27 protein-coding genes are annotated in these 25678 nt (G+C 69.1%); 16 read left to right on the forward strand and 11 right to left on the reverse strand.

The features are described 5' to 3' along the window. Positions 1-6: 6 nt before the first annotated feature. The 3 genes from NMB40_RS12545 to NMB40_RS12555 all read left to right on the forward strand — a co-directional run bounded on the left by NMB40_RS12545 (position 7) and on the right by NMB40_RS12555 (position 2096). On the forward strand, positions 7-1362 hold the full coding sequence (locus NMB40_RS12545) for an Hsp70 family protein (protein ID WP_494358611.1): 1356 nt from the start codon (positions 7-9) through the stop codon (positions 1360-1362). Positions 1363-1605: 243 nt separating this feature from the next. Next, positions 1606-1905: a YkgJ family cysteine cluster protein gene (locus NMB40_RS12550; protein ID WP_336618853.1), complete on the forward strand. Its 300-nt coding sequence runs from the start codon at positions 1606-1608 to the stop codon at positions 1903-1905. An 11-nt stretch (positions 1906-1916) separates the two neighbouring features. Next, a complete protein-coding gene (locus tag NMB40_RS12555; RefSeq protein ID WP_068853593.1) occupies positions 1917-2096 on the forward strand; it encodes a hypothetical protein in 180 nt (59 codons plus the stop codon). Positions 2097-2142: 46 nt separating this feature from the next. On the opposite strand, the gene NMB40_RS12560 is transcribed toward NMB40_RS12555, so the two are convergent. The 3 genes from NMB40_RS12560 to NMB40_RS12570 are packed head-to-tail and all read right to left on the reverse strand — an operon-like array spanning position 2143 to position 4129. Continuing rightward, positions 2143-3027 (reverse strand): DUF4097 family beta strand repeat-containing protein, encoded by an 885-nt coding sequence (locus tag NMB40_RS12560; RefSeq protein ID WP_494358612.1) that lies wholly within the window; start codon positions 3025-3027, stop codon positions 2143-2145. Between the two features lie 11 nt (positions 3028-3038). Next, the gene (locus NMB40_RS12565) at positions 3039-3548 is read right to left on the reverse strand and encodes a hypothetical protein (protein ID WP_494358613.1); all 510 of its coding nucleotides are present in this window, start codon (positions 3546-3548) and stop codon (positions 3039-3041) included. Continuing rightward, positions 3545-4129, reverse strand: a complete 585-nt coding sequence (locus NMB40_RS12570) for an RNA polymerase sigma factor (protein WP_494358614.1) — start codon at positions 4127-4129, stop codon at positions 3545-3547. Before NMB40_RS12570 ends, NMB40_RS12565 begins: the two co-directional genes overlap by 4 nt. Before the next feature lie 100 nt (positions 4130-4229). On the opposite strand from NMB40_RS12570, the gene NMB40_RS12575 reads away from it, so the two are divergent. Both NMB40_RS12575 and NMB40_RS12580 read left to right on the forward strand, forming a co-directional pair. Next, on the forward strand, positions 4230-4430 hold the full coding sequence (locus tag NMB40_RS12575) for a hypothetical protein (RefSeq protein ID WP_282245320.1): 201 nt from the start codon (positions 4230-4232) through the stop codon (positions 4428-4430). Between the two features lie 31 nt (positions 4431-4461). Continuing rightward, a complete protein-coding gene (locus NMB40_RS12580) occupies positions 4462-5043 on the forward strand; it encodes a mechanosensitive ion channel domain-containing protein (RefSeq protein ID WP_494358615.1) in 582 nt (193 codons plus the stop codon). A gap of 42 nt (positions 5044-5085) precedes the next feature. On the opposite strand, the gene NMB40_RS12585 is transcribed toward NMB40_RS12580, so the two are convergent. After that, on the reverse strand, positions 5086-5352 hold the full coding sequence (locus NMB40_RS12585) for a DksA/TraR family C4-type zinc finger protein (protein ID WP_282245322.1): 267 nt from the start codon (positions 5350-5352) through the stop codon (positions 5086-5088). Between the two features lie 108 nt (positions 5353-5460). Then, a complete protein-coding gene (locus tag NMB40_RS12590) occupies positions 5461-6021 on the reverse strand; it encodes a DUF2058 domain-containing protein (RefSeq protein WP_494358616.1) in 561 nt (186 codons plus the stop codon). Positions 6022-6068: 47 nt separating this feature from the next. Between NMB40_RS12590 and NMB40_RS12595 the strand changes: the two genes are divergently transcribed. After that, positions 6069-6566: a M48 family metallopeptidase gene (locus tag NMB40_RS12595; RefSeq protein ID WP_093533469.1), complete on the forward strand. Its 498-nt coding sequence runs from the start codon at positions 6069-6071 to the stop codon at positions 6564-6566. A 3-nt stretch (positions 6567-6569) separates the two neighbouring features. On the opposite strand, the gene NMB40_RS12600 is transcribed toward NMB40_RS12595, so the two are convergent. Continuing rightward, complete coding sequence (locus tag NMB40_RS12600) at positions 6570-6881, reverse strand: AzlD domain-containing protein (RefSeq protein WP_494358617.1); 312 nt, start codon at positions 6879-6881, stop codon at positions 6570-6572. Beyond that, on the reverse strand, positions 6878-7555 hold the full coding sequence (locus NMB40_RS12605) for an AzlC family ABC transporter permease (protein ID WP_494358618.1): 678 nt from the start codon (positions 7553-7555) through the stop codon (positions 6878-6880). Before NMB40_RS12605 ends, NMB40_RS12600 begins: the two co-directional genes overlap by 4 nt. A 107-nt stretch (positions 7556-7662) precedes the next feature. Here NMB40_RS12605 and NMB40_RS12610 point away from each other — a divergent pair, with 107 nt between their 5' ends. Then, positions 7663-8373 (forward strand): rRNA pseudouridine synthase, encoded by a 711-nt coding sequence (locus NMB40_RS12610; protein ID WP_494358619.1) that lies wholly within the window; start codon positions 7663-7665, stop codon positions 8371-8373. Positions 8374-8428: 55 nt separating this feature from the next. Continuing rightward, entirely contained in the window at positions 8429-10009 is a 1581-nt protein-coding gene (locus NMB40_RS12615; RefSeq protein WP_494358620.1) for a phospholipase D family protein, read from the forward strand. Between the two features lie 77 nt (positions 10010-10086). On the opposite strand, the gene NMB40_RS12620 is transcribed toward NMB40_RS12615, so the two are convergent. After that, the gene (locus tag NMB40_RS12620) at positions 10087-11190 is read right to left on the reverse strand and encodes an HDOD domain-containing protein (protein WP_494358621.1); all 1104 of its coding nucleotides are present in this window, start codon (positions 11188-11190) and stop codon (positions 10087-10089) included. A 293-nt stretch (positions 11191-11483) separates the two neighbouring features. Between NMB40_RS12620 and NMB40_RS12625 the strand changes: the two genes are divergently transcribed. Continuing rightward, the gene (locus tag NMB40_RS12625) at positions 11484-12581 is read left to right on the forward strand and encodes a Glu/Leu/Phe/Val dehydrogenase dimerization domain-containing protein (RefSeq protein WP_448143288.1); all 1098 of its coding nucleotides are present in this window, start codon (positions 11484-11486) and stop codon (positions 12579-12581) included. A gap of 70 nt (positions 12582-12651) precedes the next feature. Here the strand turns inward: NMB40_RS12625 and NMB40_RS12630 are convergent, their stop codons facing one another. Further along, positions 12652-15498, reverse strand: coding sequence for a S8 family serine peptidase (locus NMB40_RS12630; RefSeq protein WP_494358622.1), 2847 nt, complete (start codon positions 15496-15498; stop codon positions 12652-12654). Positions 15499-15678: 180 nt separating this feature from the next. On the opposite strand from NMB40_RS12630, the gene NMB40_RS12635 reads away from it, so the two are divergent. The 3 genes from NMB40_RS12635 (at position 15679) to NMB40_RS12645 (ending at position 17839) form a co-directional block, all read left to right on the forward strand. Further along, the gene (locus NMB40_RS12635; RefSeq protein WP_282246915.1) at positions 15679-16854 is read left to right on the forward strand and encodes a thiolase family protein; all 1176 of its coding nucleotides are present in this window, start codon (positions 15679-15681) and stop codon (positions 16852-16854) included. Positions 16855-16978: 124 nt separating this feature from the next. Next, positions 16979-17320, forward strand: a complete 342-nt coding sequence (locus tag NMB40_RS12640; protein WP_282246914.1) for a hypothetical protein — start codon at positions 16979-16981, stop codon at positions 17318-17320. A gap of 114 nt (positions 17321-17434) precedes the next feature. Next, positions 17435-17839, forward strand: a complete 405-nt coding sequence (locus tag NMB40_RS12645) for a hypothetical protein (protein WP_282246913.1) — start codon at positions 17435-17437, stop codon at positions 17837-17839. Positions 17840-17868: 29 nt separating this feature from the next. Here NMB40_RS12645 and NMB40_RS12650 read toward each other — a convergent pair whose 3' ends face one another. Then, entirely contained in the window at positions 17869-19500 is a 1632-nt protein-coding gene (locus NMB40_RS12650) for an acyl-CoA dehydrogenase family protein (protein WP_494358623.1), read from the reverse strand. 105 nt (positions 19501-19605) lie between these two features. Here NMB40_RS12650 and NMB40_RS12655 point away from each other — a divergent pair, with 105 nt between their 5' ends. Genes NMB40_RS12655 through pdeM form a run of 4 tightly spaced genes read left to right on the forward strand, consistent with a single transcriptional unit; the run spans position 19606 to position 25310 of the window. Beyond that, a complete protein-coding gene (locus NMB40_RS12655; protein WP_494358624.1) occupies positions 19606-20613 on the forward strand; it encodes a ligase-associated DNA damage response exonuclease in 1008 nt (335 codons plus the stop codon). Then, positions 20610-22214, forward strand: a complete 1605-nt coding sequence (locus tag NMB40_RS12660; RefSeq protein ID WP_494358625.1) for an ATP-dependent DNA ligase — start codon at positions 20610-20612, stop codon at positions 22212-22214. Before NMB40_RS12655 ends, NMB40_RS12660 begins: the two co-directional genes overlap by 4 nt. Before the next feature lie 14 nt (positions 22215-22228). After that, entirely contained in the window at positions 22229-24676 is a 2448-nt protein-coding gene (locus NMB40_RS12665) for a ligase-associated DNA damage response DEXH box helicase (RefSeq protein WP_494361073.1), read from the forward strand. Then, entirely contained in the window at positions 24666-25310 is a 645-nt protein-coding gene (pdeM, locus tag NMB40_RS12670; protein ID WP_494358626.1) for a ligase-associated DNA damage response endonuclease PdeM, read from the forward strand. Before NMB40_RS12665 ends, pdeM begins: the two co-directional genes overlap by 11 nt. Before the next feature lie 26 nt (positions 25311-25336). On the opposite strand, the gene NMB40_RS12675 is transcribed toward pdeM, so the two are convergent. Next, positions 25337-25603: a hypothetical protein gene (locus NMB40_RS12675; protein ID WP_282246907.1), complete on the reverse strand. Its 267-nt coding sequence runs from the start codon at positions 25601-25603 to the stop codon at positions 25337-25339. Positions 25604-25678: the final 75 nt, after the last annotated feature.

Genomic DNA, 25678 nt, shown 5'->3' on the forward strand with positions numbered 1-25678 from the left:
CCCCGCATGAAAATCGGCATCGACTTTGGCACCAGCAACTCCGCCGCCGCCGCCGTGGTGGACGGCCGGGTCGTGCCGATCCGGTTTGGCGAGGCCGAGCAGTTCCGCACCACGGTGTACTTCCCCGAGGTGATGCGCGATCCGAACGACTTCGAACTGACCCCGGCGCTGGAGCACGAACTGGCCCGGCTGATCGACGCCGCCGCGCGCGACGCCCGTGCCGCCGGCCAGGACCGCGCGCCGGACGCGCTGCGCCGCGAGGCCCTGCGCGTGGTGCGCCGGCAGTGGATGGAAGAGCAGATGCGCGCGCCGCTCAGCTCGACCAAGCTGCTGCAGAACGCGGTGTACGGTGATGAGGCGCTGGAAGCCTACTTCGACGAGAACGAAGGCAACCTGGTGCAGAGCCCGAAATCGATGCTGGGCTACAACCTGCACCCGCGCGCGCGGCAGACCATCACCGGCATCGCCACGCACATCCTGGAGCACATCCGGCTGACCGCCTCGCGCCAGCTCGACGCGCCGGTGCGCACCGCCACGCTGGGCCGCCCGGTGCAGTTCCGCAGTTCGATCGGCGCGGCCGGCAACGACCAGGCGCTGGACATCCTGCACACCGCCGCCATCGCAGCAGGGTTCGACAGCGTCGATTTCCTCGAGGAACCGGCCGCCGCGGCAATGCATTACCACGCCGAAAGCGCGCAGGAACATGATGCGGTGGTGGTCGACATCGGCGGCGGCACCACCGATGTGGCGCATGCACGGGTGGGCGGCGCGCAGGCCCCGAAGATCCATCGCGCGTGGGGTATCGCGCGCGGCGGTACCGACATCGACCTTGCGTTGAGCCTGGGTGCCTACATGCCGCTGTTCGGGCGCGGCCAGAGCCGCGTGCCGGCACACCATTACGTGGAGGCCGCGATGGTGCAGGACATGACCCGCCAGCGCGATTTCCGCCAGCACAGCTACCGCGAGGCCGAGGCGCCGTGGGGCAAGCGCCTGCAGGCGCTGCAGGACACCGGCAACACCGCGCGCCTGTACCGCGAGGTTGAACGCTGCAAGATCGCCCTGAGCAGCGCACCACGCCACGCCAGTGCGCTGGACTTCATCGAACGCGACCTGGCCGTGGACGTCGACCCGTCGCGGCTGGAAACGGCCGCGGGCAGCTACCTGGGCGAACTGACCGGGTTGCTGGAACAGGTCCGCGCCGATATCGGGCATGACCCGGCGGCGATCTTCCTGACCGGCGGCATGTCACGCGCGGGCTACCTGCAGGCGGCGGTGGCCGCCGCCTTCCCGGGCTCGACGCTGGTGCGCGGCAACCCGTCGTTCGGCGTGGTGCACGGCCTGGCCTGGGCCGCCGCTAGCTGACCCTGCCGCCCCGAAACCATTGCAGCACAAGGGTTTCGGGGCGTGGAACCCTCGTATTAACAAAACGTTACGCCGAAAGCGCTATCATCTTTCGGCTTCGATGCGCAATGCGCATGTCGTACCCAGCCTCGAAGAGGCCCTCATCCTTGCCGATACCGCCGCCGTCCGGACCTGTCCGTGGCGCTGGGATCGTCTTTCGCTGAAAGAGAGATTCGATTGGGCGAAATCGCCGAGGCCGACCCCATCGACTGCCGCCGCTGCGACGCAGTGTGTTGCCGGCTGTCGGTGACCGTCATGCCTGACGACGCGGTACCCGGCTACCTGCTGGATACCGACGAAGCGGGCCGCACCGTGATGGCGCGCAACGACGAAGGTTGGTGCGCCGCGATCGACCCCTATCACCTGCGCTGCACGATTTATTCGCAGCGTCCCGCGATCTGCCGCCAGTTTGCGATGGGCGGCGATGACTGCCGCATCGTGCGGCAGGACTACCGTCGACAACAGCACGATGCGTCGACGATTTTTTCCACGTTACACCCATGACAGGAGCATCCATGGCCCGTTCGCCAAAGACCTCCCCCAAGGCAGGCAACACCGTTCGCGTTGACCGCAAGCAGGGTTCCAACACCGCACTGAGCAGCGCCAGCATCGCTGCCGATCTGGCTGCGTTCCGCAAGAGCGGCGGCAAGATCGAAGTACTGGGCAACACCCTGGCGCTGAAAAAGGCCGGCTGACGCCGCTGCCGTCCGCACCGGCCCCAGGCCGGTGCGGGGGCCGCACTCAGCTGCCGCCCAGCGAAACCCGCACGTTGCCCGAATGGGCATTGATCGAAATATCGCCGTCACCGCCGCCCAGGCGCGTGTCCAGGCTGCGACCCGGGCCGTAGCGCGGCCGTTCCACCTGGCCGGCATCGGACTGGATGTCGCCACTGAAGGTCTTCACCGCCAGCTGCGCCGAGACCTTGGCCGGCAACCGCAGGGCGATCGAACCACTCACCGTCTGCAAGGTCACCTTGCCGCCCGGCGCCAGCCCGGACGCTGCCACCGTGAGGTTGCCCGACACCGCTTCGGCAGCCAGGCGCTGCACCTGCGCCGTGTCCAGGCGGATGCTGCCCGATACCGTTTCCGCAGAGACCTCACCGCCCATGCCGCCACCGGCCTGGATCGAACCGCTGACCGCGCGCAGCGCCATGCGCTGGCTCTGCACCTGCGCGCGGATATCGCCGCTGACGGTGCTGAGGTTGGCTTCGGCCGTGCGACCCGCCGCCGAGATATCGCCGCTGACCGCATTGGCCTGCAAGCGGCGCAGATCGACCTCGGCCACGTCGATGTCGGCGCTGACCGTGCCCAGCTGCACTTCCACCGAGCGCGGCACCCGCAGCTCCAGGGTGGCGCCGCCGTTGTTGCCGTTGCGCGGATAGATCACTTCCCAGCGCACCCGGTTGGTGCTCTTGTCCTGCTGCAGGCGCAGGCCATCGGCCATGCTGCCGGTCAACGCCACTTCATTGCGATCCCAGCCGCGCACGGTGACCTTGCCGGCGATGTTGCTGACTTCAACGCGCCCGCCGGCGGCCAGCGGATGGCGCTCGTCGACGCGGGTGGCGGCCTGCGCGGCCAGGGGCAGCAGCAGGGCCAGGGCTGCGGTGAAACGCAGGGTGTTTCGCATGGGACTCTCCTTCAGGATGGCAGGCCAGCGGCGTTGACGGCCTGCTGGGTAAGTTCAAGACGCAGCGCGTAGGTGCGCTGCAGCTGGGTAAGCAGGTACCCCGAGCGCGGGTTCTCGGCGATGGCTGCGCGGATGTACACCGCACTGCTATCAAGTTCGTGCAGCGCCGGCTGCCAGTCCGCGCCGATCGGGGCCGCAGGCAGCGTGGCCATGGCCTGCTGGTACTCGGCGGCGATCACGTCGGCCTGCCGCTGCAGGGGCGATGGGCGCGGCGTGGGCGGGGTGGACGTAGGCACCACCATCAGCACGGCCAGCGCGGCGGCCAGGCCCAGCCCGACGCGCAGCAGCCAACGGCGCGCGCGCGGTGCCGGCGCAGCGGCTGGCAGCGCAGCCACGCGTGGCGGCAGCTGCGCGGCGATCCGCTGCCAGGCATCCGCCGGCGGCAATCGTTCGGCGGGCAGCGCGCGCAGGCGCGCCTGCAGGTCGGAATCGATGTCGTGGTTGTCGTGGTTCTTGTTCATGCCGGTTCTCCCAGACGCGCGCGCAACAGGCCGCGCGCGCGGTGCAGCTGTGCCTTGGAACTGCCCACCGCCATCTGCAGCTGGTCGGCAATCTCCTGGTGTTTCCAACCCTCGATGTCGTGCAGCACCAGCACGGCGCGGGCGCGCGGCGGCAGGGTCTCCAGCGCGCGCTCCAGGTCCAGGCTGGTGCCCGCGCAGCGGTCCACTGCCGGCACCGCCGCCAGCAGGTCCCAGCCTTCCTCGCCGCCGTCGCCCGCGTCGCGGGCGGCGTTGGCGCGCAGCTCCATCAGTGCCGCATTCACCCCCAGCCGGTGCAGCCAGGTGCCCAGGCTGCTGTCGAAGCGGAACCCGGGCAGTGCGCGCCACGCCTGCAGGAACGCCTCCTGCAGCGCATCCTCGGCGCGCGCGGCGTGCCCGCCGCACAGCCGCCACAACACCGCATACAGGCGCGGCGCATGTCGGCGGTAGATGCGCTCGTAGGCGGCGGTGTCGCCGGCCACCGCCGCCCGCACCCACGCGGACTCGTCGGTGCAATCGGCGTCGTTGGCAGCGTGGAGGGCGGGCATGGTCGTATCGAGCATATCCCTTGGATGCAGGGACGTTCGAAAAGGTTTAAACCTTTCCGGCACCCGTTGCATCCAATTTCCTGTCACCACGCCGGGCGTGGTCCCAGGAGCTCCCATGTCGCCCAGTTGCCTTGCCCTTCTGCTGTCGCTGGCCAGCGCGTGCACCCTGCCGGGAAGCCCGGTGACGCTGCGGGTGGCGCTGCCGCCGCAACCGGACCTGTGCGTGCAGTACCAGGATCATGCGCCACTGTGCGTCTCACGGTTGGTCGGTATGCTGGCGCAACCGGGCAGGGCCCGGCTGTACCGCGCAGGGTAAACTGACGCTCCCGCGTCGATCCTTGGTTTCCATGAAAGAACACCTGCCCGCCTGGACCCATGAGTGGCTGCAGTACGGGGTCCCTGCCCTGCAGATCCTGCTGACCCTGCTGGTGGCCTGGCTGCTGCGCCTGATCGCACGCCGCCTGCTGCGCCGCGTCGGCGAGCACTACACCCTGCCGCCGGAAATGATCATGGGCGCCCGCCGGGTGTTCACCTTCGTGGTCTATTTCGCCGTGCTGCTGGTGGTGCTGCAGATCATCGGCGTGCAGGCCAGCGTGCTGTGGACCGCGTTCACCGGTTTTGCCGCCGTGGGCGCCGTGGCGTTCTTCGCCGCGTGGAGCGTGCTGTCCAACATCTTCTGCACCCTGCTGATCTTCACCACCCGCCCGTTCCGGCTGCACGACTACATCGAGGTGCTGGAGAACGGCGAGAAGCTCGGGCTGAAAGGGCGCGTCATCGACGTCAACCTGATCTACACCACGCTGCAGGAAAACAGCGGCGGCCACGAAGGCACGGTGCTGCAGATTCCCAACAACATGTTCTTCCAGCGCACCGTGCGCCGCTGGCGCGATCCGTCGCAGGCACCGGGCGGCATCCAGGGCGACGGTTGACCGCCCGGTAGGCAACGACCGTTGGTCGTTGAGGAGGGACAGTCAGCGCAGCTGACTGTCCTTGCTGCCCCGCCGGTTGTAGGTGCCCGCATCGTGCTGCGCGGCGTCTTCTGCTTCCTGGCAGCGCACGCACAGCCGTACCCCGGGCACGGCGCGACGGCGCGCTTCGGGGATGGGCGCTTCGCATTCCTCGCAATGGGTCAGCCCAGGACCCTGGCGCAGCTGCGCGCGGGCGCGCTGGATGGCGTCATCCACGGTCGCGTCGATCTGGTCCTGGACGGCGCCGTCGCCTGCCCACCCTGTGGCCATGCCGCATCTCCCATACCGTTGCCGGACCGCCAGCATAGATCCGGCCGGGCGGGGTCGGTTTACGGCCGGCTGAACATCCCCCGGTTCCGGTGAACCGTTCAGCCGTCATCACCAGATCAGGTCGTCGGGTACCTGGAACTGCGCGTAGTACGCATCGTCTTCGGCATTGCCGGTGCTGGGCTCGGCGGACGCGGCGCGATCCTTGCCATTGTCGAGCACGATCGCGGCCGGGTCGCGCTCGCGGATCTTGTCGGCGGCCGCACGCGGCACCAGCTCGAAGCCCTCGCCCAAGCGCACGATCACCAGGCTGCCCACGGCCAGCTGGCGGCGCAGCGCCTCGTTGACCAGCAGGGTGCGGATCAGGGTGCCGTCGTTGAAGCGGTACTCGCTTTCACCTTCGCGCTTGACCCGGTTGCTTTCGATGATCTGGCGCACCTGCGCCTGCAGCTCCTGCAGGCGGTTCTTTTCCTTGCGTTCGGCTTCCAGCGCGCGGTCGCGTTCGGCCTTTTCCGCCCGCAGGCGCTCGGCATCGCGCTGGCTGTCGGTGGGCGCCACCGGGGCCTTGCCGTGGCGGGCCTTCACCTGCTCACGCGCAGCCTGGGACACCTGGGATTTCTTGACCAGCCCGGCCTTGAGCAGCTGTTCCTGCAGGGGATTTGCCTTCGCCATTGCCTTTGCATCTGTTGGTGCGGGATTCCAGGCGTCATCATAGCCGCATGACCGCCCTGAAGTACCTCGCCGGCTACCCCGACGCCCTGCAACAGCAGGTGCGCGAGCTGATCGCGGCCGACCGCCTGGGCCCCTGGCTGGAGCGCCGCTATGCCGAGCTGCACACGGTGCGCAACGACCGCCAGCTGTACGACTACACCCAGGCGTTGAAGGAGCGCTACCTGCGCCAGTCGGTGCCGCTGTCCAAGGTGATCTACGACAGCCGCCTGCAGGTGCTCAAGCACGCGCTGGGCACGCATACGACCGTGTCGCGGGTGCAGGGCAGCCGGCTCAAGGCCAGCCGCGAGATCCGCATCGCCAGCGTATTCCGCGAGGCACCGGCCCCGTTCCTGAAGATGATCGTGGTGCACGAACTGGCGCACCTGAAGGAATCGGACCACAACAAGGCGTTCTACCAGCTGTGCACCCACATGGAAGCGGACTACCACCAGCTGGAGTTCGACCTGCGCCTGTACCTGACCCACCTGGAGCGGGCCAGCGGCTGACGCTCAGCCGATCCCGGCCCAGCGCAGCGCGGCCGCCGCCGCCGCGCCCAGCACCACCACCGCCAGGAACGGCAACCGCAGCAGCAGCGCCACGGCCGCCACGGCCAGCGCCCCCAGCCGCGCGTCCAGCACCACCGCCGCACCGGCGGCCACGGCATTCATCGCGGTCAACGAGGCCAGCAGGCCGATCGTGAGCGTGCCGGCGACCCGGGTCATGCGCGGCGATTCCAGCCAGCGCGCCGGCACCAGCCACCCGGCCAGCTTGATCGCATAGGCCGCCACGCAGCCCAGCAGCAACCACCCCCACACGCTCATGCGCCGCGCGCTTCAAGTTGTACCAGCGCGCCCCACAGCGCGGCCACCGCCGCCGCCAACAGGATCGGGATGCCGGGCGGCACCCACGGCAGCGCCAGCACCGTGACCAGCGCGGCCACGATCGCGATGGCCACCGCATCGCGCTGGCGCAGCCGTGGCCACAGCAACGCCAGGAACGCTGCCACCGCGGCACCGTCCAGGCCCCACCGGCGTGGATCGCCCAGCGCGTCGCCGGCCATCGCGCCGACGGCGGTGAACAGGTTCCAGAGCACGAACACGCCCACACCGGCGGTCCAGAAGCCGCGTCGCTGTTCCAGCGGCACGATCTGGCTGGAGGCGGTGGCCGCCGATTCGTCGATGGTGATCTGCGCGCCCACCCCGCGCCGCCAGCCGCGCAGGCCCAGCATCCGGTTCATCTGCATGCCGTACACGGCGTTGCGCGCGCCCAGCAGCGTGGCAGCGGTGAATGCCGCCGAACCGGCGCCGCCGCCGGCGATGACGCCGATGAACGCAAACTGCGAGCCGCCGGTGAACATCAACAGGCTCAGCGCCTGCGCCTGCCACGGGTTCAGCCCGGCCGCCACCGCCAGCGCGCCAAAGGAAATGCCATACAGGCCAGTGGCCACGGCAATGGAAAGGCCGACTTTCACGGCAGGGGACGCACGCCAGTTCATCATCGGATCATGCCAGCAGCGGCGCGGGGCCGCAGCCCTGTCACGCGCAGGCCCGGCCCCGAGCCAGTACACTCCCCGCCCGCGTCCCGCTTTGTGCTGCCTGCCTGATGACCGATCCGATCCGACTCGACAAACGCCTGACCAGCCTGATCGGCTGCTCCCGGGGCGACGCCCAGCGCTTCATCGAAGGGGGCTGGGTCACCGTCAACGGCGTGGTGGTCGAACAACCGCAGGCCATGGTCACCGATGAGGTGGTGGTGCTGCGCGAGAACGCCGAGGCGACCCGCGCCGAGACGGTCAGCATGCTGCTGCACAAGCCGGCCGGCATGCGCGCCGATGAACTGTGCGCGCTGGTCACCCCCGAAACCCGCAGCGAACTGGATGCCACCGGCGTGGCCCTGCTGCAGCGGCACTTCCACGCGCTGCAGCTGGTGATGCCGCTGGCCGACGAAGACAGCGGCCTGGTGGTGGTCAGCCAGGACGGCCGCGTGGTGTCGCACCTGAAGGACCGCGGCGCGACGCTGGAGCAGGAATACCTGGTCGAGGTCAGCGGCGAACTGGTGCCCTACGGCATGAAGCGGCTTGCGCACGGCATGAGCTTCCGCAACTGGCCGTTGCCGCCGTGCAAGGTCAGCTGGCAGAACGAAACGCGGCTGCGCTTCGCGATCAAGCCGGTGGCACCCGGGCAGCTGCGCGACATGTGCCGGCAGGTCGGGCTGGACGTCATCAGCGTGCGTCGCCTACGCATCGGCCGGGTGGCGATGGGCAAGCTGGCCCCGGGCCAGTGGCGTTACCTGGCGCCGGACGAACGCTTCTGATCCGCGCACGCGCCCTGCACTTCCGGTGCACGCGCGGCCCGCTTAGGATCAGGCCATGACCGAGAAGAAGCCGTTGTGGCGCCGCCTGCTGCGTGGCGCAGGCATCCTGCTGGCGATCGTGACACTGCTGGTACTCAGCGGCCTGCTGCTGGGCGATCACCTCACGCCCAAGGCGATGGGTCCGCACAGCAGCGTGCTGCCGCTGCAGCCGGCGCAGAGCGCGATCGATCGCGAGCTGGTCCGCCTGCAGGCTGATCACCCGGATCAGTCCGGCGTGGCCTTCCTGTCCGAGGGCCTGGATGCGTACGCCGCCCGCGCGGTGATCACCCGGCATGCCGCGCGCAGCCTGGACCTGCAGTACTACATCTGGAAGGACGACCTGATCGGCCACCTGATGGCGCAGGAGCTGTACCAGGCGGCTCAACGTGGCGTGCGCGTGCGCCTGCTGCTGGATGACATGAACGCGCAGGACAAGGATGCGTTGATGATGGCGCTCGATGAGCACCCCAACATCGAGATCCGCCTCTACAACCCGTTCCGCAACCGTGATGGCCTGTGGCGGCTGGTGGAAATGGTGCAGCGCTTCTTCAGCGTCAACCACCGCATGCACAACAAGCAGTGGATCGCCGATGGCCGGGTCGCCATCGTCGGCGGGCGCAACATCGGCGAGGAGTACTTCAGCGCGCGCAGTGATGTGAACTTCCGCGACCTGGACCTGATCGTGGCCGGCAAGGCGGTGCAGCAGGCCAACACAATATTCGACGCGTACTGGAACAGTGAAGCGGCGGTGCCCGTGGCCGCCCTCGCCTTCCACACCCCGGCCCAGCTGCGCCTGCTGATGCTCGAGTCGGCGCATGAGGCGAAGCTGGCGGCCGCCAGACCCTATCTTGAGCGCGTCGAGGGTTCGCCCGCAGCGCGTTCGTTCTACACCGATGCGGTAGACCTGCACTGGTCGCCCGGCGTGGAAATCGTGTCCGATCCGGCGATGAAGCACCGCCGCGACGACCCCGCCAACTGGCTGGTCACCCGGCTGGTGCGCGAACTTGAAGCCACCCGCCATAAAGCGTTGTTGATTTCGCCGTACTTCGTGCCGGGCGAGGAAGGTACGCGCGGGATGGCCGCGATGGTGAAACGTGGCGCCTACGTGGGCGTGGTGACCAACTCACTGGCCGCCAATGACGTCGCGGCCGTGCACAGCGGCTACATGCACTATCGCGCACCGCTGCTGCGCGATGGCGTGCACCTGTACGAACTGCGCTCGCGTGGCGCGGGCGGCGGCAGCGGCGGCCTGTTCGGCAGCAGCGGCGCCAGCCTGCACACCAAGGCGTTCATGATCGACGACCAGCGTGGTTTCGTGGGCTCGTTCAACCTGGACCCGCGTTCTGCCTACCTCAATACGGAAATGGGCGTGCTGTTTGATGACCGGGAATTGGCCGCGCAACTGCGCGCGGAATATCTGCGCCTGGCCGACCCGAAGCAGAGCTATTGGGTGACGCTGGATGCCGATGACCAGGTGCGCTGGCTGGATCGGGCCGAACAGCCTCCTGCGCTGCTGGACAAAGAGCCCGATACGTCGTTCTGGCAGCGTGCGAGCGCGCGTGTGATCAGCTGGTTGCCCCTCGAATCCCAGCTTTAGGAGCAGCCACGCAGGGCGTGGCTCTACGAGCAGCCACGCAGGGCGTGGCTCTACGAGCAGCCACGCAGGGCGTGGCTCTACGCTTCGGCTGATTCGTCCGCGTCCAGCGTTTCTACCGCGCGACCGTGCAGGCGGCGCCAGATCCACTGCAATGCATGCGCCGGGGTTCCCTGCAGCTGCTCCAGCAGCGCCAGCGCCTGGGCCTGGCTGATCCGGCCATGCCGGCACAGCAGGCTGGCCGACGCGCCGGCGCGCGCGAAGCGAAGGCTGGCGGCCAGCCCGCCGCCCGTCGCATCGGCGTCGCGCAGCAGCGCCTGGTGCACCGACGGCGGCAGCTCCCAGGCCGCCGCGATGCGGCTGGCCACCGGCAGGGTCCAGGCATCCAGCAGGGTGCTGGCCAGCTGCGGTGACGGTGGCACGCCCTGCTCACGGGCAACATCCAGCAGGTGCCGCATCACCAGGGCCGCGCCCAGGCCCTGGGTGAGCCCCATCCACTGCGCGGCGAAGCCGTCCTCATGGGTGACCAGGCGGGCGTGATCGGCCGCAGCCCGTGAAGCCAGCAGCGCGTGCTCCCAGACCACGGTGCCGAACTGCGGAAAGGCGTCGCTGTGCAGTTGCATGACCGGCTGCACCAGCACCGCGCTGATGATCTGGCGGATGCCCTCGGTACCCACCAGCGTGACCGCACGCTGCAGGCTGTCCACCGGCTTGGCCTGCAGCCGGTAGACCGGGCTGTTGGCGATGCGCAGCAGGTTGCCGGTCAGCACCGCGTCCTGGCCGATGATCGAGGCCATGCTGCGTGCCGACGCGTCGCTGTCGTTCACGGTCTGGATCAGCTGCGGCAGCAGCTGCGGCCGGCGCGGGAGGTGCCGGGCCGACCAGTCCTGCGCCTCCAGCGCGGCCGCCACCGCTGCCAGCAGGGTCGCGTCCTGCGCGCCGGTGGCCTGCGCGCTGCCAATGCCCGGCATCAGCGCCAGCGCGTGCAGGCCGGCCTGCAGCACCTCACCGGCCTCGGCGCCGGAGGGCTCCGTCAAAGCAGGTGGCTGCGGCTGCGCGCGGCTTCGGCTGCGGGTGCCCTCCGGCACCGGAGCCGCCCCCGCCCCTGCCGGGCGGCGATACAGCCCCCAGCCCAGGAATGCCACGACCAGCACGCCGGCCGCCCCCGCCAGGATCGTCATCATCGGGCCGCGCCCCTGCCGGTGCGGCACCGCACCCGAATTGTCGCCACTGCACCCACGTGTTCCGTCCTGGCTTGCCGGTACTGCGCACCGTTGCCACGGCATCGGCCCGGAACCGGGCAACTTTAGCGCGCGATGGTCATCCGGCGCTGACAACACCGTCCGACGGAATGCACTAGAATGGCGCCGCGCGACCCGTCCTGCCCAACCGACGACGTCGCTTTTTTTGTTTTACACCCCACCTTTTGCTGGTACGTTCGCCGGCGTTTGCCGCCGTTCGCACCATCGGAGTCACCATGTTATTTGAAACCCTCGAAACGTCCGGTCATGAACAGGTGGTGTTCTGCCACAGCCGCGATGCCGGTCTGAGGGCCATCATCGCCATCCACAACACCACGCTGGGCCCGGCGCTGGGCGGCGTGCGCATGCGGCCCTACGCCAGCACGGACGACGCACTGGCAGACGCGCTGCGGCTCAGCCGCACGATGACCTACAAGAACGCACTGGCGGGCTTGAATGTCGGGGGTGGCAAGGCGGTGATCATCGGCGACCCGCGCAGGGACAAGACCGAGGTGCTGTTCCGCGCGTTCGGTCGCTACGTGGATTCGCTCGGCGGGCGTTACATCACCGCCGAGGACGTTGGTACCGACGTCAATGACATGGAAAACATCTACCTGGAAAGCGAGTACGTCACCGGCGTGCACCAGGTCCACGGGGGCTCGGGCGACCCGGCCCCGTTCACCGCCTACGGCGCGCTGCAGGCGCTGATGGCGGCCATGCAGCACAAGCTCGGCCACGAGGAAGTGGGCAAGGTCAGCATCGCGGTGCAGGGCCTGGGCCATATCGGCATGGAACTGGTCAAGCTGCTGCGGGATCGCGGCGCCAAGCTGTTCGTCACCGACCTGGACCCTGCGCTGGTGGAGCGTGCGGTGACCGAGTACGGCGCCGAGGCGGTCAAGCCCGACGACATCTACGACGTGAACGCCGATGTGTTCGCGCCGTGCGCGCTGGAAGGGGCGATCAACCCGCAGACCCTGCCGCGCCTGAAGTGCAGAATCGTCTGCGGCACCGCCAACAACCAGCTCTCCACGCCTGAGATCGGCGATGAGCTGCATGCCCGCGGCATCCTGTATGCCCCGGACTATGCGGTGAACGCGGGCGGGGTGATGAACGTGTCGCTGGAAATCGACGGCTACAACCGCGAACGCGCGATGCGCCTGATCCGCAGCATCTACCACAACCTGGGCCGCATCTTCGCGCTGTCCCAGCAGGAAGGCATTGCGCCGCAGCGCGCGGCCGACCGCATCGCCGAAACCCGCATCCAGTCCATCGGCAAGCTGAAGATGCCGCTGGGCCGGGCACGGCCGCGGCTGGGAACGCTGCGCGGCGGCTGATCCGGACCGCAGGCAAGAAAAAAGGGCGCGATCATCTCGCGCCCTTTTTCGTTGCCCCATCGCGCCTGGATCAGAACGCGGCGGAGTACCGCAGCGCCACCTGGCTCAGGTCGCCCCGCGGGCCGAAGCGCTGGTCGTAGCCGAACGAGAGCTGCGAGTTGCGCGTCAGCCAGGACTGCACCGACAGGCCGAACAGGCCGCCGGAGCGTGCCGGCTGCAGCCCCGCCACCGGCGCCCAGGCATCCACGCCCACGAAGCTGGCATCGAAGGCCAGGCCATCGCTGGACAGCGTCTGCTGCCACTCGGCATAGCCGCGCAGCGACCAGCCACGCAGGCGCGTTTCCGCACGCAGGCCGGCCAGCGCCTGGCTGCGGCTGGACGCGCGGCTGTCCGCACGCAGGCCGAAGCCGAAGCCGCCGTCTTCGCTGAAGCTGTCGCTGTCCAGGCGCGCGTAGTCCGCACCGAGGTACGGCGTCAACGATGCCCCGGCGCCGCCGAAGCGGTAGCCTGATTCCACGCTGGCGGTGCTGAAGTTGCCGCCGTAACGGGCATTGACCCCGTACTGCCCCGCTCCCAGCAACAGCTGGCGGTCGATCTCGCGGGTGAACTGGCCAGCGCCCAGCTGCGCCAGGGTGTAGGCCGCCCCGCTGTTCCAGCCGGCGTACAGCTGGGCCTGCGACTGGCGGTCACGACCGCTGTCGCCGCCCCACTCGCGGCTGCTGTTGCTGCGGGTTTCGCCAAAGGCAAAGCCCATCACGCCGTTACTGCCCAGCGCCATGTCCTGGCCCATCATCCAGCCCTGGGTCTGGAAGCCGCTGCCGGCGAAGCTGCCCTGCCCGGCTTCACCCAGCGCACTCTGCCAGGCGCCGCGAAGACGTGGTGCGGCCGACACCGCATCGAAGCGGGTCGACAACGCGCGGCGGTTCATGTCCAGGTTGTCGAAGGTCATGCCGTTGGCCAGGCTGTGCGCCTTGCCCGACAGGCTTTCCAGGCTCGCCTGCAGGCCGGCCGCGCCCTGCACCCGCTGCAGCTCGCCCGCCGCGTCGGCAAAGCCCGGCGTGCCGAGGCCCGTGCCGGTATCGAGCACGTCGAACGCCTGCTCGACGCGCAGGGCCGAAGCGGCCGAAATGGCACCGAGCCCCGCCGACGCCGCAGCGCCGGTCACGCTCACGCGATCGATGTTCAACCCTACCGAGTAGTGGTCGTAGGTGAACGTCGCATCCAGCAGCACGACGTTGCCGAGCGCGGTGTAGCGATCGAACGTGCCGGTCAGGCCCTGCGCGGCGGTGATCAGCTCCTGCCGGACACCCGTCTGCGGGACATAGCCTTCCACCGCACGGTCGATCCGCACGGTGCCGCCGTTGAGCTGGGCGGTGCCGGTCGCCTTCAACGCCTGCGCACCGAGCGCGGTCGAGAACACGCCGGTGGCCTCGTGGGTGTAGTTACCCTGGATCACGGCGGTAACGCCGGCCTCGAACAGGTACAGCGTGCCGCTGTTGACCACGTTGCCCGAGACCCCGGTGGTACCGGCGCGGAACTGCAGGCCGCCGGCCTGCAGGACCTGCACGTCGGAACCCAGCGACGCACCGTCGGCCAGCGAGAGCGCGCCCGAGCGGACGATGGTGCCGCCGGTGTAGGTGTTCTTGCCGCCCAGGACCAGCGTTCCGGCGCCGGACTTGTCCAGCCCGCCGGCACCGCTGATGTTGTTGCTCCAGGTAGTGAAGTTGGACGAGCCCGGCACGTTGACCACCATGGTGCCCCAGTCGAACCGGCCGGGCCCATTGATCGCCCTGCCCACGTTGAGCAGGCCGTAGCCGAACACGCTGTCCACGCCGGCCGCGCCCAGGTCGGTGGCGGTGCCGAGCAGGGTCTGCCGCACCTGGTCGTTGCTGAAGTACGGGTACTTCTGCCAGACCAGCGCCGCCGTGCCCGAGACCAGCGGCGCCGCGTACGAGGTGCCGCCGCCCCAGAGGTAGCTGGGCGTGCTGCCGGTGGTGCTTTGGGGATCGACGAACACCGCTTCGCCCGGCGCGGCCAGGCAGTAATTGGCCGCCACGCCACAGGCATTGGCGTAGGACGCCAGGGTATCGGGCTGGTTGGAATTGATGGCGGTCACCGCCAGCCAGCCACGCTCCAGGTCCGCAGCCGGACGGGTGTCGTTCGGACCGGCCTGGCTCGGCAGCGCGGCCATGTTGGACGGGTCCGCCTTGCTTTCGTTACCGGTGGCGAACACCACCAGGCCGTTGTTGGTGGTGATGAAGGGCCGGTACTCGGCCGCAATGGCAGCGGTCGCGTTCGGGTTGGTCCAGTACAGCCCGCCCCAGGAGTTGTTCATGATCTTGACGCCGTCGGCGATCAGGTCCTGGTGCACGGCGGCCAGGCCCAGCGCGCCATTGACCTGGTTGCCGTTGCCGGTACCGTCATCGGCTGGTGCCTTGTCGGCGATGATGCGCGCCGACACGATCAGCGCCTCGGGGGCGACGCCGCCCGGCCAGTCGCCATAGGCGGCGCCAGCGGCCAGCGACGCCACGGTGGTGCCATGCCCGACCACGTCGTCGACGGCCAGGTTGTTGGCGCCCGGATCCACGTAGCTGTGGCTGGCGACGACCCGGCCGGCCAAGGTGGGATGGGCACGGTTGACCCCCGAATCGACCACGCCGATCCGGATCCCGGCGCCGGTCAGGTCCTGCCGTTCAAAACCATTGATCAGCGCAAGGTGCGCGTCGATGGCCGGCTGGGTCGGCTTGACCGGCGGCGGCGTCACCGGCGGCACCACCACGATCGGCGGGGTGATCGGCGGAACCACCGGGGCCACCGGAAGGTCTCCCTTGCTGTTGCCGCTGCCGCCGCCACATGCGCTCAGTGCCACGGCCAGCGCGCCGGCCAGCACGGTCCTGCTGAAAACTACCTGGTTCATCCCTGCTCCCCAAAACGTAATTGAAACCACGCGTGGCGTCCTGCCTGTCCGGCCGACACCGGTGGTAAATGCTGACCCTCTATACTGGGCCACCCCCACGCAGTCTGCCGGGAAACGCGTCGCCATACCATGCCCTGCGTTCCCATTTCGTAAATCGCTCACGCAACAAACGAGATTGCCATGTCCAACATTGTCATCGCCGCTGCCAAGCGGACCGCCATCGGTTCCTTCCTCGGCCAGTTCAACGGCGTGCCCACCCCCACCCTGGGTGCCACCGCCATTGCCGCCGCCCTGGAACAGTCCGGCGTGCCGGCGGCGGACGTCTCCGAAGTGATCATGGGCTGCGTGCTGCCGGCCAACCTGGGCCAGGCCCCGGCCCGGCAGGCTGCCGTGGCAGCAGGGATCCCCTACGCCACCGGCGCGACCACCCTGAACAAGGTCTGCGGTTCGGGCATGAAGGCCATCATGCTGGGCCATGACCTGATCAAGGCAGGCTCGGCCAGCATCGTGGTCGCCGGCGGCATGGAATCGATGTCCAACGCCCCGCACCTGCTGCCCAATTCCCGCACCGGCAACCGCTTCGGCAACTTCCAGGCGGTGGACCACATGGCCCACGACGGCCTAGTCAATGCCTACGACGGCAAGGCCATGGGCGAATTCGCCGAATGCGCGGTGGACAAGTACCAGTTCAGCCGCGAGGAACAGGACGCCTATGCGATCGAATCGGTGCGCCGCGCGCAGGCCGCGCAGGCGGCCGGTGCGTTCGATGACGAAATCGTGGCCGTGAAGGTCGCCGGTCGCAAGGGCGATGTGGAGTACAGCCAGGACGAACAGCCCGGCCGTTCGGACATCGCCAAGATCCCGACCCTGCGCCCGGCGTTCAAGAAGGACGGCACGGTCACCGCCGCCAGTTCGTCGAGCATTTCCGATGGCGCCGCTGCGCTGGTGCTGCTGGCCGAAGACGACGCGGCCGCCCGCGGCGTCCAGCCGCTGGCCCGGATCGTGGCCCACGCCACCCACTCGCAGGAACCGGAGTGGTTTACCACGGCCCCGATCGGCGCCATCCACAAGGTGCTGGAAAAGGCCGGCTGGAGCCTGGACCAGGTGGACCTGTTCGAGATCAACGAGGCGTTCGCCGTGGTCGCCATGGCGCCCATCCGCGAACTGGGCATCGACCCGGCGAAGGTCAACGTCAACGGCGGCGCCTGCGCACTGGGCCACCCGATCGGCGCCTCGGGCGCCCGGCTGGTGGTGACGCTGGTCAATGCCTTGCGCAAGCGTGATGCAAAGCGCGGAATTGCTACACTGTGCATTGGTGGCGGGGAAGCAACCGCCATCGCCATCGAATTGATTTGATTGGTTTTAACACCCGTTTCGCAAAACTGAATGCGGGATCGCTTGACAGCCCAACGTGGCTTGTCATCATGTTGCCGGGCGCGCAATAGCGCGTTGCCTAATCTAACGACGAGGATTCACACAAATGAGCATCAACAAGCTGCTGATCGCAATGGCCCTGGGCCTGGCTCTGACCGCCTGCTCGAAGCAGGAGCAGGCTGCTGACGCCGCCGCTTCGGCCAACGAAGCTGCTGCCGACGCCCAGGTCGCTGCCGACCAGGCCGCTGCTGCTGGCGCCCAGACCGCCGACGCTGCCCAGGCTGCCGCCGACACCGCCACCACCGCTGCTGACGCTTCGGCTGACGCCGCTGCCCAGGCTGCTGGCGCTGCCACCGACGCTGCTGCCGGCGCTGCTGCCGACGCTGCCAAGGCCGGTGAAGCCACCGCCGAGCAGGCCAAGGACGCTGCTGAAGAAGCCAAGAAGTAATAACTTCTTTCTTCAAGCAAGTCTGAAGAAGCCGCTGGTTCGCCAGCGGCTTTTTCTTTGGCTTCACGGCAGGGTGAATAGGATCAGCGTCCCTGGAACCTGACGGAGAACGCCATGAAGATTCGTTCGATCACTACCCCCCTGATGGCCGCCTCCCTGCTGCTGGCCCTGGTGGCCTGCAAGGGCCCGGAAGCCGAACAGGCGCGTGCCGATGCCGCGCAGGCGGCCGACAGCACCGGCGAAGCCGCCCGTGTCGCCGTGGACAAGGCCGCCGCCTCCACCCGCGAGGCCGCCGATGACGCGGCTGCCGCGTCCGAACGCGCCGCGGCCGACGTACAGCCGGCCTTGGACCGTGCCGCCGACGCCAGTGCAGCAGCCGCTGCCGATGCCAAGGTTGCCGCGCGCGATGCGGCAGCGCACGCCAGCGAGGCTACCGCCAATGCCGCCGAGAAGGTGGCTGACAAGGCTCGCGACGTGGCCGAAGACGCCAAGCAGAACGCAGACGCCGCCAAACACTGAAGACAGGTAGCGCCGGGCGCTGCCCGGCGCTACGGCAATGCCCGCGCCATCACCGCGCCGACATCCACCTCATCGGGCAGCGTGCCGAACGCCGCTCCGTGCGCACCGCCCAACCGCGAACGCACGAATGCGCCGGCCACCGGGCTGCCCGCACGCAGCAGCACGGCGGCCTGCAGCAACAGCGCCAGCCGTTCGGTCACCACCCGCGCCTGCGCTTCCGACGGCGTAGCAGCCAGCAGCTCACGCAACGATGCCAACGCGCGGTCATAGTCCGCATCGCGCCCGGCCACCGCATCCAGTTCCGCATCCAGCACCGGCAGCACCTGCGGCTCGCGTGCCAGCGCACGCAGCACATCCAGGCACTGGATGTTGCCACTGCCCTCCCAGATGGAATTCAACGGTGCCTGCCGGTACAGGCGCGGCGGTATCGATTCCTCGACGTAGCCGGCGCCGCCCAGGCATTCCTGCGCTTCGTTGACGAACACTGCGGCCCGCTTGCAGACCCAGTACTTGCCCACGGCGGTTGCAATGCGGGCGAACGCGGCCTCCTGCGCATCCTGCGGCGCCTGGTCGACCGCGCGCGCCACGCGCATGGCGAAGGTCGTCGCCGCTTCGGATTCGATCGCCAGGTCCGCCAGCACGTTGGCCATCAGCGGGTGCTCGCACAGCCGGCGCCCGAAGCTGCTGCGATGACGGGTGTGGTGCAGCGCCTGCGCCAGGGCCATGCGCATTTCCGCCGCCGCGCCCAGCATGCAGTCCAGCCGCGTCATCATCACCATGCCGATGATGGTTGCCACGCCGCGCCCTTCGGCACCGACCCGGCGCGCCCAGGCACCGCACAGCTCGATCTCGCTGGACGCGTTGGACCAGTCGCCCAGCTTGTCCTTCAGCCGCATCAGGCGGAACGCGTTGCGGTTGCCATCGGCCAGGCGCCGCGGCATCAGGAAGCAGGTCAGTCCGCCGGGCGCCTGCGCCAGCACCAGGAACGCGTCGGACATCGGGGCGGAGAAAAACCACTTGTGCCCCACCAGCGCATAGCTGCCGTCGTCGCGCAGCTCGGCGCGGGTGGTGTTGCCGCGCACGTCCGAGCCGCCCTGCTTCTCGGTCATGCCCATGCCCAGGGTGATGCCGGCCTTGTCAGCCATCGGCACGTCGCGCGGATCGTAGACCGGCGCGGCGGCTTTTTCGGCCCACTCGGCCAGCAACGGGTCCTGGCGCAGCACCGCCACGGCGGCATGGGTCATGGTCAGCGGGCAGCTGGTGCCGGCGTCGGCCTGGTGGTGGAGGAAACTGAGTGCGGCGCGGGCCACGTGCGCGCCGGGGCCGCCCTGCTGCCACGACAGTCCCGCCACCCCGTGGCGCTTGGCCAGCTCCATCAGCTGGTGGTAGGCCGGATGGAATTCCACGGTGTCGATGCGGTGCCCCTGCGCGTCGTGCGTGCGCAGCCGCGGGCGGTCGCGGTTGGCATCGAAACCCAGCCGGTAAAGCGTGTCGCCCGCGATGGCGCCATAGGCCTGCAGCAGGTCGATGAATGCAGCTCCGCCTTCGCGCTTCACCGCTTCGCTCAATGCCACATCGTCGGCCCACAGGTTGCGGCCGCCGAACGGGGGCGGCTGGTTGGCCACCTCATGGGTCTCGAATGCAGGCAATACGGACGTCATCGTGCGGGCCTCCTGGCGGACCCGATGATTCTGCCGCATCCGCATGCCGGCTGCTGTTCAGGCGGATTCTCACCTCGTGCACGAACGCGCCGGCACAGTGCAGGCATGACGACGCACGCGGCAAACAGCGACCTGGTAGTACTGCGCCCCGAGGGCCTGTACTGCCCTGCCGGCGATTTCCACATCGATCCGTGGCGGCCGGTGCCGCGCGCGGTGATCACCCACGGCCATGGCGACCACGCGCGCAGCGGCATGGGCCAGTACTACTGCAGTACCGGCAGCGTGCCGATCCTGCGTTGGCGGCTGGGCGATGTGGCGCTGCAAGCGCATGACTACGGTGAACGCTTCACGCTGGGCGGCGTGCAGGTCTCGCTGCACTCGGCCGGGCATGTACTGGGGTCGGCGCAGGTGCGCATCGATGACGGCCAGCAGGTGTGGGTGGCCTCGGGCGACTACAAGCGCCAGCCGGACCCGACCTGCGCGCCGTTCGAGGTGGTGCCCTGCGATGTGTTCATCACCGAGGCGACCTTCGCGTTGCCGATCTACCGCTGGCAGGACACGCGCGAGGTCGCCGCCGAGATCGTGGCCTGGCGGCGCGAGTGCGCACAGCGCGGCGAAGCGGCGATCCTGCTGTGTTACGCACTCGGCAAGGCGCAGCGGGTGCTGGCCGAACTGCTGCCGCTGGACGATCAAGCGGCCTGGCTGCACGGCGCCATCGCCAATGGCGTGGCGGTGTATCGCGAGGCCGGCATCGCCATGCTGGAAACGCATACGGTGGCCGAACAGGGGCGCGAACCCGACGCGGCCGGCAAGTTGATCCTGGCACCGCCCTCTGCCGCCGGCACTACCTGGGTGCGCCGCTTCGGCAGGCACCAGCTGGGGTTCGCATCGGGCTGGATGCGGCTGCGCGGCAACCGGCGCCGGCGCAACTACGACCGTGGCTTCGTGGTGTCGGACCACGCCGACTGGCCGGCATTGCTGCAGACCATTGAACAGACCGGCGCGCGCCGGGTGATCGCCACCCATGGCAACACCGATGCGCTGATCCCCTTCCTGCGCGAACGTGGCATTGCCGCCGAAGCCTTCCGCACCGATTTCGGGAGCGAGGAATGAAGGCGTTCGCCGCGCTCTACCAGCGCCTGGACCGCAGCACCGCCACGTTGGACAAGCGCGCCGCGCTGGTGGCCTATTTCCGCGATGCGCGGCCGCACGACGCGGCGTGGGCGCTGTACCTGCTCAGCGGCGGCAAGGTCGGCGGCGCGCGCCGCAAGATCGCCGCCAGCGGTGAACTGCGCGCCTGGATCGCCGAGGCATCGGGCCTGCCCGCATGGCTGGTGGCCGACAGCTACGACCAGGTCGGCGACCTGGCCGAAACGCTGACCCTGCTGCTGGATGATCCCGCTGGAGGGGCGCAGGACCGGCCGCTTGCCGAGTGGATCGAAGACCACCTGCTGGCCGTGGCCAACCAGCCCGAACCGGTACGCCGTGCCGCAGTGGAGACTGGCTGGAGGCAGCTGCCTGCCGCCGAGCGACTGGTGTTCAACAAGCTGCTGACCGGCGCGCTGCGCGTGGGCGTCTCCCAGCGGCTGGTCCAGCAGGCGCTGGCGGAACTGTCGGGGATCGACATCGCCCGCATCGCCCAGCGCATGCTGGGCGACTGGGTGCCCTCGCCGGGGTTGCTCGCCAACCTGCTCAGCGCCGAAGAACGCCCAGAAGACCGCCAGCAGCCGTATCCGTTCTTCCTGGCCTCGCCGATCGAAGCAGAGGTCGACAGCCTCGGCCCGATCGGCGAGTGGACGCTGGAATGGAAGTGGGATGGCATCCGCCTGCAGCTGCTGCGTCGCAAAGGCGAAGTCGCACTGTGGTCGCGCGGCGAAGAGCGGCTGGATGGGCGCTTCCCGGAAATCGAGGAGGCCGCGATGGCGTTGCCGGACGGCACCGTGATCGATGGCGAGCTGCTCGCCTGGCGCGGCGACGATGCACAGCCGTTGCCTTTCACCGCCCTGCAGACCCGGATCCAACGGCGCAAGCCCGGCCCGAAGACGTTGCGCGATACCCCGGTGCGCGTGCGTGCCTACGACCTGCTCGAATTCGACGGCAACGACCTGCGCCAGCATCCGCTGGCAGAACGACGCGCCCTGCTGGCCAAGGTACTCGCCACGCTCGACGATGCGCGCGTGGTGCTGTCGCCCACGCTCGATGCCACCGACTGGCAGGATGCGGCCACGCAGCGCGCGTTGGCGCGCGAACGCGGCGTGGAAGGGTTGATGCTCAAGCGCAGCACCTCGGCCTACCAGGGCGGCCGCCGCCGTGGCGACTGGTGGAAGTGGAAGATCGAGCCGCTGACCATCGATGCGGTGATGATCTACGCACAGGCCGGGCATGGCCGGCGCAGCACGCTGTACACCGACTACACCTTCGGGGTGTGGGACGGCGAGCGGCTGGTGCCGGTGGCCAAGGCCTATTCGGGACTGGATGACAAGGAGATCGCGGCGTTGGACCGCTGGATCCGCGCCAACACGATCGAACGTTTCGGCCCAGTGCGTAGCGTGCGCGGCGAACAGGTGTTCGAACTCGGCTTTGAAGCAGTCAATCGCAGTACCCGGCATAAATCCGGCATCGCGGTGCGCTTCCCGCGCATCCTGCGCTGGCGCCATGACAAGCCGGCCAGCGAAGCCGACACGCTGGCCCAGCTGCAGGCGCTGGCGCGGTGACCCGACGCGACGCGATGGCGCGGCTGGCCGCGTGGTTCGCCAGCCGAGGCTGGTCGCCGCTGCCGTTCCAGAAGACGATGTGGCGGCATTACCTGGCCGGCCAGTCCGGGCTGCTGCACACCCCCACCGGCAGCGGCAAGACGCTGGCGATGTTCGGCGGGCCGCTGCTGCAGGCGCTGGTCGACCCATTGCCGCGCGCACCGGGTGCACGCACCGGCAAGACGGTGCCGGCGCTGCAGGTGCTGTGGATCACCCCGCTGCGCGCGCTGGCCAGCGATACCGCACGCGCGCTGCGTGAACCGCTGGCGGCACTTGGACTGGACTGGCAGGTGGGGCTGCGCACTGGCGATGCCAGCGCCCGCGACAAACGCCTGGCCCGCGAAGGCCGGATCGACGTGCTGGTGACCACGCCCGAATCGCTGGCGCTGCTGCTGAGCTACCCCGACACACTGGAGCGCATGCGCCGGCTGCGCTGCGTGGTGGTGGATGAGTGGCATGAGCTGCTGGGCAACAAGCGCGGCGTGCTGCTGCAGCTGAACCTGCGGCGCCTGCGCGATGCGCTGCCGGCGCTGCAGGTCTGGGGCCTGTCGGCCACGCTTGGCAACCTGGACGAAGCGCGCGAGGTGCTGCTGCCGGATGTACCCGACGCGCCGCTGGTGTCGGGCGCGCGGCCGCGCCCGGTGAAGGTGGAGACGCTGTTGCCCGCGCACGGCGAACGCTTTCCATGGGCGGGCCACCTGGGCCTGTCGCAGCTGCAGCGGGTGCAGCAGAAGCTGTTCGCAGTCGGCACCAGCCTGCTGTTCACCAACACCCGCGCGCAGGCCGAACTGTGGCACCAGGCGCTGTCGGCGGTGTGGCCCGAAGACCCGGCCACGTTGGGCCTGCACCACGGCTCGCTGGATCCCGCGCAGCGCCGCATCGTCGAGCAGGGCCTGCGTGACGGTGCATTGCGCTGCGTGGTGGCTACCTCCAGCCTCGACCTGGGGGTGGATTTCCCGGCCGTGGACCAGGTCCTGCAGATCGGCAGCCCGAAAGGCATCGCGCGGCTGGTGCAGCGCGCCGGGCGCGCGCGGCATCGCCCGGGGGAATCGGGCCACATCATCTGCGTACCGTCGCATGCGCTGGAGCTGGTGGAGTACGCCGCGGCACGACGCGCACTGGCTGATGGCGTGATCGAAGCGCGGCGCCCGCTGCGGTTGTCGCTGGATGTGCTGGCCCAGCACTGCGTGAGCTGCGCGCTGGGCGGCGGCTTCCGCGCCGACCGACTGCTGGCCGAGGTACGCCGGACCCACGCGTTCGCGTCGCTGGACGACGCGCAGTGGCAGGGCGTGCTGGACTTCATCGTGCAGGGTGGCCAGGCGCTCGCGCAGTACCCGGATTTCCACAAGGTGGTGCGCGACGACGACGGTGTCTACCGCGTGCACGACCGGCGCGTGGCGCTGCGCCACCGGCTGTCGATCGGCACCATCACCAGCGATGGCAGCGTCATGGTGCAGTTCATGCGCGGCGGCCGGCTCGGCAGCGTGGAAGAGCAGTTCGTCGGCCGCCTGCGCCCCGGCGACCGCTTCCAGTTCGCCGGCCGGCTGCTGGAGCTGGTGCGACTGGAGAATCTCACTGCCTACGTCAAGCTGGCGCGTGGCGGCGATGGCGTGGTGCCGCGCTGGCAGGGCGGCCGCCTGCCGTTGTCGGAGGCGCTGGGCCACGAAATGGAACGCGTGCTCGCGGCTGCGCCCGACAGCCCGGAAATGCACTGGCTGGCCCCCCTGTTGCGCCTGCAGGCACGCGTGTCCGCCCTGCCCGGCCCGTCACTGCTGCTGGTGGAGAGCGTGCGCCGCCGTGAAGGCCAGTTCGTGTTCGTGTATCCGTTCGCCGGGCGCCAGGTCAACGAGGGGCTGGCCGCGCTGATGGCGATGCGCTGGACACGCGTGCAGGCCAATACGTTTGGCTACGCCGCGAACGACTATGGCTTCGTGCTGGCACCGGCACGCGCGGTCGAGGTGGATGCGATGCAGGTGGCTGCGCTGCTGCAGCCGGACGGCCTGTTCGAGGACCTGCGCGAAAGCCTCAACCTGGGCGAGCTGGCGCGCCGCCAGTTCCGCGACATCGCGCGCGTGTCCGGGTTGTTGATTCCGGCGCTGCCGGGGCGCACGCCACGCAGCCTGCGCCAGCTGCAGGCCTCGGCCGGCCTGCTGTATGACGTGCTGCGCCAGCATGATCCCGGGCACATCCTGCTCGGCCTGGCCGAACGTGAAGTGCTGCATGAGCAGCTCGACCTGGCCTGCCTGGCCGAAACGCTGCGCCGCTGCCAGGCACGCACGTTATGCGTGCAGCACCCGGCAACGCTGGGGCCCTTGTCATTCCCGCTGTGGGCCGAGCGTCTGCGCGGGCAGCTCAGCAACGAAGACTGGAAGACGCGCGTGCTGCGCGCCGTAGGCCAACTGGAGAAACGCCATGCCGATTGACGTCGTGACCGATATCGCGGGCGAGCAGGTACGCCTGCTCGGCGAGCGCGCGTTGTACTGGCCGGCGCGCGAGGCACTGCTGATTGCCGACCTGCACCTTGGCAAGGCCGATCTGTTCCGGCGCGCGGGTATCGGCCTGCCCAGCGGCGGCACGGGTGATGATCTGGAACGGTTGACCCGACTCGTTGCCGAACGCCCCGTGCGCACGTTGTGGATCCTGGGCGACGTGCTGCACGGCCCGGCGCATCGGGCCGCCTGGTACCGGCAATGGCAGGCATGGCGCGAGCAGCATCCGCACCTGGAGATCGGCGCAGTGGCCGGCAACCACGACCGCGTGCTGCCCAAGGCCGACCTGGGCATCACCCTGCTGGGCGAACGCGTGCAGGAAGGCCCGTTCCTGCTGCGGCATGATCCACAGCCGCACCCCACCCTGCACGTGCTGTGCGGCCACCTGCATCCACTCGCACGCCTGCCCGGCATGCAGCGGCGCTGGCCAGCGTTCTGGTTGCGCGAGCGCCTGACCGTGCTGCCGGCGTACTCGCGTTTCACCGCCGGCATCGCACCGGTAATGGGCATTGGCGAGCAGCTGGTCGCCTGCGTCGACGCGGACGCGATAGCACTGCCGGCACGTTGATGCCGGCACGCGCGGAAACTGCGCGCTTACGCTGCCGAGGGCAGCGCTTCCATCAGCAGGATTTCCGGGGCATCGGGATTACGGCGCACGGGACAGCGCTGCACCTCGGCCAGCATCGAACGCGCGGCGGCGCGGATGCGGGCGTGGTGTTCGGGGGCGGCATGGGTGATCAGACTGGTGACATGGAAGTCGAAGACGTCTTCCATCACATCCGGCTGATCCTCGTGGAGCATCTGCAGCAACCCGCGCAGTTTGCGGATTTCAGAATCGAGAACGTCGGCCGGAAACAGCATGTCTTTCTCCTTGGGGGCAACAACACAGCAGTGTCCTTGTGCCACACGCGGAGTGACCCTGCCGTCAACGGCCGC

The organism is Stenotrophomonas sp. FBCC-B152, from assembly GCF_059134105.1.